Annotated in this window: 13 protein-coding genes; 4 read left to right on the top strand and 9 right to left on the bottom strand. The window is 64.9% G+C overall.

What is annotated here, in order from left to right:
* Positions 1 to 17 precede the first annotated feature (17 nt).
* From JNM03_RS00705 to JNM03_RS00675, 7 genes are read right to left on the bottom strand one after another with little or no spacing between them, the layout of a single operon-like run.
* Positions 18 to 779, bottom strand: a complete 762-nt coding sequence (locus JNM03_RS00705; RefSeq protein WP_294033626.1) for an HpcH/HpaI aldolase/citrate lyase family protein — start codon at positions 777 to 779, stop codon at positions 18 to 20.
* The gene (hpaH, locus tag JNM03_RS00700; protein WP_294033624.1) at positions 776 to 1,582 is read right to left on the bottom strand and encodes a 2-oxo-hept-4-ene-1,7-dioate hydratase; all 807 of its coding nucleotides are present in this window, start codon (positions 1,580 to 1,582) and stop codon (positions 776 to 778) included. Before hpaH ends, JNM03_RS00705 begins: the two co-directional genes overlap by 4 nt.
* Before the next feature lie 9 nt (positions 1,583 to 1,591).
* A complete protein-coding gene (locus tag JNM03_RS00695) occupies positions 1,592 to 1,981 on the bottom strand; it encodes a 5-carboxymethyl-2-hydroxymuconate isomerase (RefSeq protein ID WP_294033622.1) in 390 nt (129 codons plus the stop codon).
* Positions 1,981 to 2,799, bottom strand: a complete 819-nt coding sequence (locus tag JNM03_RS00690; protein ID WP_294033621.1) for an extradiol ring-cleavage dioxygenase — start codon at positions 2,797 to 2,799, stop codon at positions 1,981 to 1,983. Before JNM03_RS00690 ends, JNM03_RS00695 begins: the two co-directional genes overlap by 1 nt.
* Positions 2,796 to 3,122: an aromatic ring-opening dioxygenase subunit LigA gene (locus tag JNM03_RS00685; protein WP_294033619.1), complete on the bottom strand. Its 327-nt coding sequence runs from the start codon at positions 3,120 to 3,122 to the stop codon at positions 2,796 to 2,798. Before JNM03_RS00685 ends, JNM03_RS00690 begins: the two co-directional genes overlap by 4 nt.
* Positions 3,119 to 3,871 carry a fumarylacetoacetate hydrolase family protein gene (locus tag JNM03_RS00680; protein WP_294033617.1) on the bottom strand — a complete coding sequence of 251 codons (753 nt, stop codon included), beginning with the start codon at positions 3,869 to 3,871 and terminating at the stop codon, positions 3,119 to 3,121. The genes JNM03_RS00685 and JNM03_RS00680 overlap by 4 nt, the downstream gene beginning before the upstream one ends.
* On the bottom strand, positions 3,868 to 4,485 hold the full coding sequence (locus JNM03_RS00675) for a fumarylacetoacetate hydrolase family protein (protein WP_294033616.1): 618 nt from the start codon (positions 4,483 to 4,485) through the stop codon (positions 3,868 to 3,870). The genes JNM03_RS00680 and JNM03_RS00675 overlap by 4 nt, the downstream gene beginning before the upstream one ends.
* 156 nt (positions 4,486 to 4,641) lie before the next feature.
* On the opposite strand from JNM03_RS00675, the gene hpaE reads away from it, so the two are divergent.
* From hpaE to JNM03_RS00655, 4 genes are all read left to right on the top strand, one after another.
* Positions 4,642 to 6,150, top strand: a complete 1,509-nt coding sequence (hpaE, locus tag JNM03_RS00670) for a 5-carboxymethyl-2-hydroxymuconate semialdehyde dehydrogenase (protein ID WP_294033615.1) — start codon at positions 4,642 to 4,644, stop codon at positions 6,148 to 6,150.
* Positions 6,150 to 7,592, top strand: a complete 1,443-nt coding sequence (locus JNM03_RS00665; protein WP_294033614.1) for an NAD-dependent succinate-semialdehyde dehydrogenase — start codon at positions 6,150 to 6,152, stop codon at positions 7,590 to 7,592. Before hpaE ends, JNM03_RS00665 begins: the two co-directional genes overlap by 1 nt.
* Before the next feature lie 28 nt (positions 7,593 to 7,620).
* A complete protein-coding gene (locus tag JNM03_RS00660; RefSeq protein ID WP_294033613.1) occupies positions 7,621 to 8,946 on the top strand; it encodes an MFS transporter in 1,326 nt (441 codons plus the stop codon).
* Positions 8,947 to 9,064: 118 nt separating this feature from the next.
* Positions 9,065 to 10,525: an amidohydrolase family protein gene (locus JNM03_RS00655; protein ID WP_294033612.1), complete on the top strand. Its 1,461-nt coding sequence runs from the start codon at positions 9,065 to 9,067 to the stop codon at positions 10,523 to 10,525.
* On the opposite strand, the gene JNM03_RS00650 is transcribed toward JNM03_RS00655, so the two are convergent.
* On the bottom strand, positions 10,519 to 10,788 hold the full coding sequence (locus JNM03_RS00650; protein WP_294033611.1) for a hypothetical protein: 270 nt from the start codon (positions 10,786 to 10,788) through the stop codon (positions 10,519 to 10,521). The two genes, JNM03_RS00655 and JNM03_RS00650, sit on opposite strands and share 7 nt — an antisense overlap.
* 73 nt (positions 10,789 to 10,861) lie before the next feature.
* Positions 10,862 to 13,534, bottom strand: coding sequence for an aconitate hydratase AcnA (acnA, locus tag JNM03_RS00645; RefSeq protein ID WP_294033610.1), 2,673 nt, complete (start codon positions 13,532 to 13,534; stop codon positions 10,862 to 10,864).
* Positions 13,535 to 13,701 lie beyond the last annotated feature (167 nt).

Here is a 13,701-nt window from a genome sequence, read left to right as displayed (position 1 = left end):
GGCGGCGGGGCGCCGCGTTACGCTGAACAGCTATCGAGCAGTGCGGCCGCGCCTTTTGCGAGCAAACCGATGTCGGTGCCGATCGAAATGAAGGTGAACCCCTGCTCCGCGCGATGCCTTGCGTCGTCGGCGTCGAGGGCGAAAATGCCTGCCGGTTTGCCAGCGGCGGCAATGGCAAGCCGGGCGCTTTCGATCGCCGCCTGCACGTCGGGATGGCGCGGATTGCCGAGGTGGCCGAGCGAGGCTGCAAGGTCGGCGGGGCCGACGAACAATCCGTCGATGCCCTCGACCGCAGCTATGGCCTCGACCTGCTCCAGCGCGGCGCCGCTTTCGATCTGCGCGATGATGCCGACGCGGTCGTGCGCGTCCTTCAGATAGTTGGCGTCGCTGCCGAATCCCGAGGCGCGGCTGGTGGCGCTGGCGACGCCGCGGGTGCCGCGGGGCGGGAAGCGCGAGGCTGCGACGATCGCCCTGGCCTGATTCGCGCTGTCGACCATGGGCACGAGCAGCGTGGAAAAGCCGATGTCGAGATATTGTTTGATATGTACCGGATCGCCGATCGGAACGCGCGCGATCGGGTGCAGCGGAAAGGGCGTGACGGCCTGTAGCTGCGCGAGCAGCGTCTGCGCCGTGTTGGGGGCATGTTCGCCGTCGAACAACAGCCAGTCGAACCCGGCGCGAGCGCAGATTTCGGCGGTATAGGGCGTGGCGAGTGCTTGCCACAGGCCCAGCATCGCGCGCGGTCGCCCTGCATCGATCCACTGCAGAAAGTCGCTCATGCGAAGCGCACCGAAATGGTGCCTAGCGGCCCGAAATCGACGTGGAAGCTGTCACCCGCCTTGGCCGGGACCGGCGCGGTAAAGCTGCCGCCGAGGATGATCTCGCCGGGTTCCAGTGTCTCGCCATAGGGATGCAGCTTGTTGGCGAGCCACGCAGGGCCGTGGGCGGGATGACCCAGCACCGCCGCTGCTACCCCCGAATCCTCGATCACGCCGTTGCGGAATATCAGGGCCGACACCCAGCGCAGGTCGACGTCCATCGGCCGCACCGGTCGGCCGCCGAGGACAAGCCCGGCGTTCGCGGCATTGTCAGATATGGTGTCGAAAACCTTGCGCGTGACGCCGCTCGCCTTGTCGATCTGTTCGATCCGGGCGTCGATGATCTCGATCGCCGGGACGATATAGTCGGTGGCGTCGAGCACGTCGAAAATCGTGCAGTCGGGACCCGACAGCCGGTGCTTGAGCCGGAACGCCAGCTCAACCTCGACGCGCGGCACGATGAAGCGGCCGATGGGAATATCCCGCCCGTCGGGAAACAGCATATCGTCGAGCAGCAGGCCGTAATCGGGTTCGTCGATGTTCGACGACCGCTGCATCGCACGGCTGGTCAGGCCGATCTTGTGGCCGATGGCCTGGCGCCCGTCCGCCAGCTTGCGGCGCGTCCATGCGCGCTGGACGGCATAGGCATCCTCGATCGTCATGTCGGGATGGCGAAGCGAGAATTGCGAGATCTGGGTGCGGGCGCGCTCGGCCGCGTCGAGTTCGGCCGCCAGCGCGTCGATCTGTTCGGGTTGCAATGTCATATACTGCCTTCAGGCCTTGGCGCCGAGGCGCTTGTGGATCGAATTATGCTTCCAGCCTTCGCTTTCCTCGACATAGAGCGACAGCGCGAGCGGCTGCCGGTCGAACAGGTCGCCAAGATGCGCCTTCACCGCGTCGAACATCTGGGTGAAGAAGGCCTGTTTGAACGCGGCGTCGCGGCCAACCCCCATCTTGATGTCGATGTTGATGAAGGCGTCGTCGGCGCCCGCACCGTCGGCAATCACATAGTCATGGAGGCGGATGGCGCGGACGCGAATGCCGCCGACGGGAAAAACCCCGCCCGACCTTTCGCGCATCTCCGCCGCGATCAGCGACAGCAGGCCGGGCAGGTCGAACCGTCCCTCCAGATTATCGGTCCATTCCACGGTTGCGTGGGCCATCAGGCGATCTCCGCCGTCGCGACGAAGCAGCCGGTGCTGAAGATCGGGATCGGCGCAAAGAAATGGACGGTGCCGGGCCCGCGCGCCGCAGCGGCGGCCGCGATCAGCGTGCGGATTTCAAACCCGCCCTGTCCGGCGTCGGCATAGGTTTGCGCGTCGGTGTAGTCGAGCAATTGCGCCTTGTCGTTGAGCGACCAGCGGCGCAGGAATTCGCGATCCCATTCCTCGTTGATCCGCCCGCTGTCGGGGGTGGCCGGCCAGTGCGAAATACCGCCGGTGCCGATCAGCGCGATGCGTTCCGGCACCTTGTCCGCGGCGCGGCGCAGCGCCTCGCCAAAGGCATAGGCGCGCGCCAGCGGAGCCAGCGGCGGACCCTGGCAATTGATGTTCGCGGGAATGATCGTGAGCCGGTTGTCGGGATCGAGGAAACTCAGCGGCACCATGATGCCATGGTCGAACTTCCACTCCTCGGCATAGGCGACATCGACGCTCTGCTGGACTTCGGCCACGATTCGCTGCGACAGCGCGGCATCGCCGCGGACGCGCCGCCGCGGAATCTTCAGCCAGTCCGGGTCTTCGATCGGTCCTTCATAGCCGTCGGCCATGCCGATCGCGAAGCTGGGCATGTTGTTCATGAAGAAATTGGCGAAATGTTCGGCCGCGACGATGATCACCGCGTCGGGACGGGCCGCGTGCAAGGCGTCGCGCATCGCGCCATAGGCGGCGAAAAAGGGATCGCGCAGGTCGGGCGGGGCCAGGTCGGCGCGACCGGTAATGCCGGGGCCGTGGCTGCAGATTCCTGTGAATACCAAGGTCATACGCCCGCTACCTTTTCGTCGAGACCCGTGGTCATCGCATAGACGCCCGCCCGGACCGGGCCGTGGTCGCGCACGCCGTCGCGCATAAGTTGCAGATAGTCGGCCCACGCGATCTGTTTGAACGCGGCGAAATGCATCAATATCTGGCCGTTCACCCCGAGGACGTAGAGCAGCCCGATATCGGCGTCGAGGATGGCCCGCCGCTCTTCGTCGTCGAGGTCGTATCGCGCGACGACCGACCCCGCGTCGGCGGTGAATTCGGCCTGGATCGCCGTGTCGCGGTTCAGTTCGAACAACAGTTTCGAAAGCTGGTACAGGCTCATGGCAACAGTTCCACGCGATTGACCAGCCGGCCGATCGATTCGACGTCGCAGATGACTTCGTCGTCCTCATCGACGAAGGCGACGCCGTGCGGCGTGCCGGTCAGAATCATGTCACCGGGTTCGAGCGTCAGCATCTCCGACAGATAGGCGATCAGGCGCGCGATCGGAAACACCATCGCGGCCGTCGAGCCCGTCTGCACTTCGACGCCGTTGATCGTGGTCGACAGCTTGAGCGCTTGCGGATCCGCGATGTCGGCGGCATCGACCACCCAGGGGCCGAGCGGCGTCAGGGCGTCGCGATTCTTGACGCGCAGGTTGGGGCGATAATAGTTTTCCAGATATTCGCGCACGGCATAATCGCAGGCAATCGTATAGCCGCCGACACAGGACAGCGCGTCCGCTTCGGCCACGTTGCGCGCCGTCTGGCCGATGATAGCGACGAGTTCGCATTCGGGGTGCATCTGGTGCGCGTCGCGCGGGCGATACGACGTGCCGCCATGGGCGACGAGGGTATTGACGCCCTTCAGGAACACCAGCGGCTTGTCGGGCGCCTTGAACCCGAGTTCGGCCGAATGATCGGCATAGTTGAGGCCGAGGGCGAAAATCCGCGCACCCGGCGTTACCGGTGGCAGCAGGGTTGCCTCGTCCCACGCGACGGCTTTCCCGGACGCGAGGCGGACGGTGGCGCCATCATCGGCGACAACACCCCATTGTTCGCGGCCGGCATGGACCAGACGGACGTGTTTCATGCGTGACCTGCCTGCATGTTGCTGCCCGAAATCACGGCCTCGACCGGCGCGAAGCCGGCGGCGGATACCCTGACGTGATCTCCCCGCTTTGCGGTCGGCCGGTCGCCGGCGGTACCGACAAGCAGCATGTCGCCGGGCAGTAAGCTCATGAAAGTGGTCACATCGGCGATCAGCCGATCGATACCGCGCACCAGATACGACAGATTCCAGTGATGAACCGCCGTGCCGTTGATTTCGGTGACGATCTCCAGCGTGTCGAGCGCGTCAGGCCGCGGGGCGGCTGCGCCGACGGGAAGAAGACCGTCGCGAGTGAGTTCGCCGATGGCCGGGCGATAGAAACTCTCGTGCGGGACCGCGAGATCGAGCGCCAGCCGGGCCGTCGTCGGGCCGCTCGCCGTCCATTGCAGTGCGATGGTTGCGCCCACCGCCAGAATATCTGTCGGATCAGGGAGCGACACGGTCGAACCGCTGGCGACGACACAATGGCCGGACTTGATATAGAGCACGGGCGCCTGCGGCGGATTCGCATAGGGCGGCTGGTGGAGCGCCGGGTCGAGCGCCTCCAGTTGCCGGCGATCGTTCAGCGCGGTGCAATAGGCGGTGCCTGCAAACATGATGCCCTCTCGCGGTGGAACTGTCGTCGCGGCATGATACTTAACACGATAAATGTCAACCCGAGCTGCCGATGGGCAAGGGGTCAGAAAGACGTTTGACGCGCGGCCCGATCCAGCTATATACTTAACACGATAACAAATTAACGGGAGTCCCGCATGCCCTCGAATCGCCGTGAATTGGCCCTGAAATCAACCTCCGGCTTTCGGGATCGCCCGCTTGGTCATCACATTGCCGGGTGCCCGGTCGATGGTTCGGGAAGCCTGTTTCCGGTATCCGACCCCGCGACCGGCGAGACGCTGGGCGAGGTTCGCGACGCGACCGAGGCCGAACTGAATGCGGCGGTCGCAGCGGCCGAGGAAGGCTTCGCGCGCTGGTCGCGGACGCCCGGTGATGAGCGCAAGGCGGTGCTCCACAAGATCGCCGACCTCATTGTGGCGCGCGCCGATGAAATCGCCGCGGTCGAGTGTCTCGACGCCGGGCAGGCCTGGCGTTTCATGTCGAAGGCGGCGCTGCGCGGCGCAGAGAATTTTCGGTTTTTCGCCGACCGCGCGCCCGGTGCGAACGACGGACAGTCGCTGCCCACCGCAGGGCATATGAACCTGACGACGCGCTATCCCATTGGCCCCGTCGCGGTGATCACGCCGTGGAACACGCCCTTCATGCTGTCGACCTGGAAGATCGCGCCCGCGCTGGCCGCTGGGTGCAGTGTGGTCCACAAGCCGGCCGAATGGTCGCCCTATTCTGCGCGCCTGCTGGTCGAGATCGCGACCGAGGCGGGGCTTCCCGCCGGCGTCTTCAACTCGATCAACGGTCTGGGCGAAACCACCGGGCGCCGCCTGACCGAACATCCGGGCATCAAGGCGGTGGCCTTTGTCGGCGAAAGCAAGACCGGCAGTGCGATCATGCGGCAGGGGTCCGAAACGCTGAAGCGCGTGCATTTCGAACTGGGGGGCAAGAACCCGGTGATCGTGTTCGAGGATGCCGATCTCGATCGCGCGCTCGATGCCGTCGTGTTCATGATCTATTCGCTCAACGGCCAGCGCTGTACCTCGTCGTCGCGTGTCTTGGTCCAGCGGTCGATCCACGACCGCTTCATCGAAAAACTGGTCGAGCGGGTTCGCAAGCTGAAGGTCGGGGATCCGTTCGATCCGGCCACCGAAGTCGGCCCGCTGATTCACCAGCGGCATCTGGACAAGGTGTCCAGCTATGCGGCCATTGCGACGGCGGGCGGTGCGACGATCGCGGCCGGCGGCGCGCCAGTCGATGGACCGGGATTTTTCTTCGAGCCGACGCTTTATACCGGCGCGGACATGTCGATGCGGATCGCGCAGGAGGAAATTTTCGGTCCGGTGCTGACCGCGATCGCCTTCGACGATGAAGAGGACGCCATCGCAAAGGCCAACGCCGTCGACTACGGCCTCGCCGGCTATGTCTGGACGCGCGATCTCGGCCGCGCGCTGCGCGTGTCGAACCGGCTCGAAGCCGGGATGATCTGGGTCAACAGCGAGAATGTCCGCCATCTTCCGACCCCCTTTGGCGGCGTGAAGGCCAGCGGCATCGGTCGCGACGGGGGGGACTGGAGCTTCGACTTCTATATGGAGACCAAGAATATCGCGCTGGCGACGGGCGACCACAAGATCATGCGGCTTGGCGCCGCCGAATAATGGCCACGCTGCAACGCGAGGCTTGCCTGATTGGCGGGGAGTGGCTGGCGGGAGAGCAATGGCTTCCGATCACCGATCCCGCGAGCGGTGCGGTGATCGGCCGGGTTCCCGATTTCGGGGTCGCAGAGACCCGACGCGCGATCGATGCCGCGAACGCCGCGCTGCCGTCCTGGTCGGCGCTGACTGGCAAGGAACGCGCGGCGATCCTGCGCCGCTATTATGAAGCGATCATGGATCAGCAGGACGCGCTTGCCGAGCTGCTGACCGCCGAACAGGGCAAGCCGCTGGCCGAAGCGCGCGGCGAAATCGCCTATGCCGCCTCGTTCATCGAATGGTTCGGCGAAGAGGCGAAGCGCGTCTATGGCGACCTTGTTCCGGGACCCAAGTCCGACAACCGGATCCTGGTGATGCGGCAGCCGATCGGCGTGGTCGCGGCAATCACGCCGTGGAATTTTCCCGCCGCGATGATCACCCGCAAGATCGGCCCGGCGCTGGCGGTCGGCTGTACCGTCGTCGTCAAACCCGCGCAGCAGACGCCGCTTACCGCACTGGCGCTCGCGGCGCTCGCCGAACAGGCGGGCGTTCCGGCCGGTGTTCTGAACGTCGTCACCGGCAGTGATGCCGCCGCCATCGGCGGCGAACTTTGCGCCAATCCCGTCGTCCGCAAGCTCAGCTTTACTGGTTCGACCCGGATTGGTGCGATGCTCTATGCCCAGTCGGCGCCGAGCATCAAGAAGCTCAGCCTCGAACTCGGTGGGAACGCCCCGTTCATCGTCATGGACGACGCGGACATCGACGCCGCCGTGAAAGGCGCGATCGACAGCAAGTTCCGCAACGCCGGACAGACCTGCGTATGCGCCAATCGCATCTATGTGCAGGATGCCGTCCACGACGACTTCGTCGCGCGATTCGTCGCGGCGGCATCGCGTCTGCGCGTCGGGTCGGGGAGCGAAGAAGGCGTCGAGATCGGACCCCTGATCGAGGAGAAGGCGGTCGAAAAGGTCGAACGGTTGATCGCCGATGCGGTCGGCAAGGGCGCGCATGTCGCGACCGGCGGACAGCGCGATGCGCGCGGCGGCTGCTTTTTCGAACCGACGGTCCTGACGGGGATGCGCGAGGGCATGCTGGCCCTTGAAGAAGAGGCGTTCGGCCCGCTGGCCCCGGTTGTCCGGTTTGCGACCGAGGAGGAGGTGATCGAGGCGGTCAATCGCTCCGAATTCGGTCTTGCTGCCTATGTCTTCACGCGGAATGTCAGCCGCGTGTGGCGGATCGCGGAGCGCATCGAATCGGGAATCGTCGGGGTAAACACCGGCCTCGTTTCCACCGAACTCGCCCCGTTTGGCGGAGTGAAGGCGTCGGGCCTTGGCCGCGAAGGGTCGCGGCACGGGACCGAGGATTATCTCGAAATTAAATATGTGTGTCTCGACCTGGAGTCGCCATAGCCGCAAGGCTTGGATCGGGAGTGGAACGATGAAAACCGAGGAACAAACGCCGGCTGCGGGCGATTACCGTTACGGCTGGTATACCGCCATCGTCCTGATGGTCGCCTACACGCTGTCTTTTCTGGATCGCCAGATCCTGACGCTGATGGTCGGGCCGATCAAGGCCGACCTTCAGATCACCGATACCCAGTTTGCGATGCTGACCGGCGGCGCGTTTGCGCTGTTCTATACCGTCATGGCGCTCCCCATGGGATGGCTGGCGGACCGCTATCCCCGCAAATGGGTGATCGCTTCGGGAATCGCGGTGTGGACGATGGCGACCGGCGCCTGTGCTTTTGCCCGGACCTTTCCGGGCCTGATGGCCGCGCGGATCATGGTCGGCGTGGGCGAGGCGACGCTGTCGCCGTCGGCCTATTCGATGCTGCGCGACCGTTTCGACGATTCGCGCCTGCCGCGCGCGATGAGCATCTATTCGCTCGGCATCTTCATCGGTGCCGGGTTGGCGCTTATCATCGGCGGCATGGTCGTCAGCGCGCTCGAGGTGACGCCCTATGTCGATATTCCGCTGCTTGGCACCTTTCGGTCGTGGCACGCCGTGTTCCTCGTCGTGGGGCCTCCGGGCATCGTCGTAGCGCTGTGGGTCGCGACGCTCCGCGAGCCGGAACGCAAGAAGCCGCTGAACGCCGAAGAGAAGAAATCGCTGTCGTTCGCCGAAATCGCCCGCTTTCTTTCGGCATGGCCACGCATGTCGGTCGCCCTGTTTCTGGGCGCGGGGATGCTGTCGATCCTGAGTTACCTCGATGCCTGGTATCCCGAACTGTTCATCCGCATGTACGGCTGGCACGCCGATGAGGCGGGGCGGGTCAACGGTCTGGCTTCGTTGACGGCCGGGCCGGCGGGGATGGTCTTCGCGGGCTGGTACACCAGCCGCCTGATCAAGCGCGGGCGGTCCGATGCCTGTCTTTCGCTGGCGATGTTTGGGGCGATCGGATTGGGAATCTTCGGCGCGTTGATGCCGATCATGCCTAATGCGACGATGATGGCGGTCCTGATCTGGCCGATCAAATTCATGGGCGGGTTCAACCCGGTGCTGATTCCCGCCGCGATCCAGATGGTCGCGCCGCACAATCTGCGCGCGCAGCTTGGCGCGGTGTTCCTGTTAACCACGGGGATCCTGGGGACCGCGCTCGGACCGATCGTGCCGGCGTTCATGAGCGACTATCTGATCCAGGATGAGAGCAAGCTCAATGTCTCGATCGCCATCACCGCGCTCGTCGTCGCGCCGATCACCGCGGCGCTGATCGCCTACGGCCGCCGTCAGTTCCGGGACCGGATCGCATCCATGCCGCGGTAGGCGTGGCAGGGCGACTATGGGTCGGGGCGCGGGCCGCCGGTCCGCCGCCCCGTCACCGCTCTTGTTGTACCTGCCAGACCGGGGCTAAGAATTCGCCGGTTTGGAAAAAGGGTCGCCCATGAAACACCTGTTTGCAGCACTTGCTGTCGCTTTCTCGCTTTTCGCGGTGCCTGCATATGCGGCGCCGGCGCAGGGCGATGTCATCATTCGCCATGTCACGATCGTCGATGTCGAAGCGGCCAGGACCGTTGCCGGGCAGGCGGTCGTTCTGCGCGGCGCCGATATCGTCGCCGTCGGCGCCGACGCAGCCATCGCGAAAGACTGGCGCGCGCGGCGAACGGTCGAGGCGAGGGGGCGATATCTGATCCCCGGTCTGTGGGATATGCATGTCCATTTCGGCGGCGGGCCCGAGTTGATCGACGAGAATAAGGCGCTGCTTCCACTCTATGTCGCGAATGGCATCACGACGATCCGCGACTGTTCGGGCGACCTTGCCGATCAGGTGCTGGCGTGGCGCAGCGCGATCGCAAAGGGCAGCCTGTTCGGGCCGCGCCTGCTGACGTCCGGCGCGAAGATCGAAGGGATCGCGCCGGTGTGGAAGGGGACGATCGAGGTCGGCAGCGAGGCCGATGTCGATGCCGCGCTCGCGCGATTGCAACAGCGCGACAAGGTCGATTTCGTGAAGATCACCGACAATACGCTGAAGCCCGAGCTGTTCCTGTATGCCCTGCGGCGAGCAAGGGCGCTCGGCATCCGGACGTCGGGGCATATCCCGATGGCGCTGACGGTCGATCAGGCGGTCGATGCGGGGATCAGTTCGATCGAGCATCTCGATTATGCCTATAATGCGGGCGCGAAGGACGAGGCCGCGATCGCCGCCGATTTCGCGGCGGGGCGTATCGACCGTGCCGAGGCGAACCGCCGGCTCGATGCGGGGTTCGACCGCGACACGGCGATGGCGGCCTATCGCCGCTTTGTCGCGAAGGGTGTGTCGGTGACCCCGACGCTGAACGGCAGCCGCATCCTCGCCTACCTCGATCAGGGCGATCATTCGAAGGACGAGGGGCTGGCCTATATCGGGCCGAAGCTGCGCAAGACCTATGATTGGCGCATCGAGCGTGCGGCGAAGGCCGATGCGGCCGGAATCGCCGCGCGGCACAAGCAGATCGAGGATATCGCGACGATCCTGCCGATGCTGGTCGAGGCGGGCGTGCCGATCATGGCGGGAACCGATGCGGGCTTTCTCAACAGCTTCAACTATCCGGGATTCGGGCTCCACGACGAGATCGAACTCTTTGTACAAAAGGGCCTGACTCCGGCGCAGGCGCTCGCCTCCGCGACGCGCGCGGGGCCGGCCTGGTTCGGCTGGCTCGACCGCTATGGCGCGATCAGGCCGGGCATGGCCGCCGATCTGGTCCTCCTGACGCGTAATCCGTTGACGGATATTGCCGCGACCCGCGCGATCGATGCGGTGGTGTTGCGCGGCGAGGTTCAGGATCGCGCGGCGCTGGACAGGATGCTGGCCGACACGCGCGCGAAGGTGGCCGCGTGGAATGCCGAGGCCGCCCGCGCTCAGTGAGCGAGCGGCGCCTTGCGCGCGCGCCACACAACCGTGAGCGTGAAGAGACCGATCCCGGCCCAGACGACGTTGAGGACGGCCGAGGGGATGGCGCCATTATATCCCGAGTTGATGACGAAGCCGGCGGCGCCGATCACGTTCATCCACTGGTAGACGTAGCCGCGCGCTTCGAGCTTGCCGAGCGAGAGCAGGACATAAGCGACGAGGATCAGCACCGCCGCGGCCCAGCCGATGGTTTCGATCGCGATGACTTCGGCGCTCATGGCTTTTCCTTCCGAATGAAAACGCCCGCCCCGGCGAGGGGGCGGGCGCTCGTAACGTCAGCAGTGCGCGGCGTCAGGCCGCGAGCTTGCGCAGCACATAGTGCAGGATGCCGCCGTTCATGTAATATTCGACCTCGTTCGCCGTATCGATGCGGCAGAGCGTGTCGAAGCTGAAGGTCGAGCCGTCGGGGCGGGTGACGTTCACCGTGACCGTCTGGCGCGGTTTCAGGTCCGCGACGCCGGTAATGGTGAACTGGTCATCGCCGGTCAGGCCCAGCGTCTCGCGGGTCTGGCCTTCGAGGAACTGGAGCGGCAGCACGCCCATGCCGACGAGGTTCGACCGGTGGATGCGTTCGAAGCTTTCGACGATCACCGCGCGCACACCGAGCAGGTTGGTGCCCTTTGCCGCCCAGTCGCGCGACGAGCCGGTGCCATATTCCTTGCCGGCAACGACAACCAGCGGCGTGCCGTCGGCCTTGTGGCGCATCGCGGCGTCATAGATCGGCATGACTTCGCTGCCATAGCGCGACATGCCGCCCTCGATGCCGGGAACCATCTCGTTCTTGATGCGGATGTTCGCGAAGGTGCCGCGCATCATGACGTCGTGGTGGCCGCGACGGGCGCCATAGCTGTTGAAGTCGGCCTTGCTGACCTGATGCTCCATCAGCCATTTGCCGGCCGGCGAGTCCGCCTTGATCGAGCCCGCGGGCGAGATATGGTCGGTGGTGATGCTGTCGCCGAGGATCGCGAGCGGTTTGGCGTCGATGATGTCGCTGACGGGAGCCGGGGTCATCGTCATGCCTTCGAAGTACGGCGGGTTGGCCACGTAAGTGGAGCCCGCACGCCATTGATAGGTATCCGAGCCTTCGACCTTGATCTTCTGCCAATGTTCGTCGCCCTTGTAGACATGGGCGTAGCGTGCCTCGAACATGTCGCGGTCGACCGCGCCTGCCATTGTCTCGGCGACTTCCTGGTTGGTCGGCCAGATGTCCTTCAGGAACACGTCGCTGCCGTCCTCGGCCTGTCCGATCGGCGTGGTGGTGAAATCCTCGATCACGGTGCCCTTCAGCGCATAGGCGACGACCAGCGGCGGCGAGGCGAGGAAGTTCGCGCGCACGTCGGGCGACACACGGCCTTCGAAATTGCGGTTGCCCGAGATCACCGCCGCGGCGACGAGGCCATTCTCGTTGATCGCCTTGCTGATCGGTTCGGCGAGCGGGCCGGAGTTGCCGATACAGGTGGTGCAACCATAGCCGACGAGGTTGAAGCCGATATTGTCGAGATGCTTCTGAAGCCCTGCCTTTTCCAGATAGTCGGTTACGACCTGGCTGCCCGGCGCGAGCGAAGTCTTGACCCACGGCTTCGGCTTCAGGCCGTAGGCGTCGGCCTTTTTCGCGACGAGGCCCGCCGCGACCAGGACGCCGGGGTTCGAGGTGTTGGTGCAGCTCGTGATCGCGGCGATGGTGACGTCGCCGTCGCCGATGTCGAAGTCCTTGCCCTCGACCGGAACGCGCGTCTGCGCCTTCTTATAAGTATTCGCCATGTCGGCGTTGAACACATCGTCGACTTCGGGGAGCGAGACGCGGTCCTGCGGACGCTTCGGCCCCGCGAGCGACGGGACGACGGTCGACAGGTCGAGTTCGAGCGTGTCGGTGAAGACGGGGTCCGCCGCGCCTTCGACGATCCACAGTCCCTGTGCCTTCGCATAGGCCTCGACCAGCGCGATATTCTCTTCCGAACGGCCGGTCAGGCGCATATAATCGAGCGTCTTGTCGTCGATGCCGAAGAAGCCGCAGGTCGCGCCATATTCGGGCGCCATATTGGCGAGCGTCGCACGGTCGGCGAGGCTGAGCGAGGCAAGGCCGGGGCCGAAATATTCGACGAAGCGACCGACGACGCCCTTGGCACGCAGCATCTGCGTCGCAGTCAGCACCAGGTCGGTCGCGGTGACGCCTTCCTTCAGCTTGCCGGTGAATTTGAAGCCGACGACTTCGGGGATCAGCATCGACACGGGCTGACCGAGCATCGCGGCCTCGGCCTCGATCCCGCCGACGCCCCAGCCCAGCACGCCGAGGCCGTTGATCATCGTCGTGTGGCTGTCGGTGCCGACACAGGTGTCGGGATAGGCGACGGTCGTGCCGTGCGCATCATCGCTCGACCACACCGCTTGCGCGATATGTTCGAGGTTGACCTGATGGCAGATGCCGGTCCCCGGAGGTACGGCCTTGAAGTTCGACAGGCTTTTCGATCCCCATTTCAGGAAGTCGTAGCGCTCGCCGTTGCGATAATATTCGATCTCGACATTCTGTTCGAACGCCTTGGGGGTGCCGAATTCGTCGACCATCACCGAGTGGTCAATGACGAGGTGGACGGGGACGAGCGGGTTGATCTTGGTCGTGTCGCCGCCGAGCTTGGCGATCGCGTCGCGCATCGCGGCGAGGTCGACCACGCAGGGGACGCCGGTGAAATCCTGGAGCAGCACGCGCGCGGGGCGATACTGGATCTCGCGGTTCGAATGCGGATCCTTCTGCCAGTCGACCAGCGCTTGCACATCGTCGGTCGAGACGGTGAAGCCGCCATCCTCGAAGCGCAGCAGGTTTTCGAGCAGCACTTTCATGGAGAAGGGCAGGCGCGACACGTCGCCGAGCTTCGTCGCGGCCTTGTCGAGCGAATAATAAGCGTAATTCTTGCCGCCGACGCTCAGCGTCGAACGGGTACCCAGCGTGTCGTTGCCCGTGGTCGTCATAGGATTGCAGTCCCCATGTTGGCGCGGCGGGGAAAGACGGCCCGATGCCCGTTCGGGAGAGCGGGACAAGCGGAGTCGCACGCGCAGGTTTATGTTGGCGCCGCCTTACGCCGAGGGCGAGGAAATGCAAGGGGGAGGGGGCGCAACCTTCGCAAAGGTGTGAAGCT

Origin of the sequence: Sphingopyxis sp. (assembly GCF_016793825.1) — a bacterium.
Taxonomy (GTDB): domain Bacteria; phylum Pseudomonadota; class Alphaproteobacteria; order Sphingomonadales; family Sphingomonadaceae; genus Sphingopyxis.
This window is presented reverse-complemented; position numbering and strand designations above follow the sequence as displayed.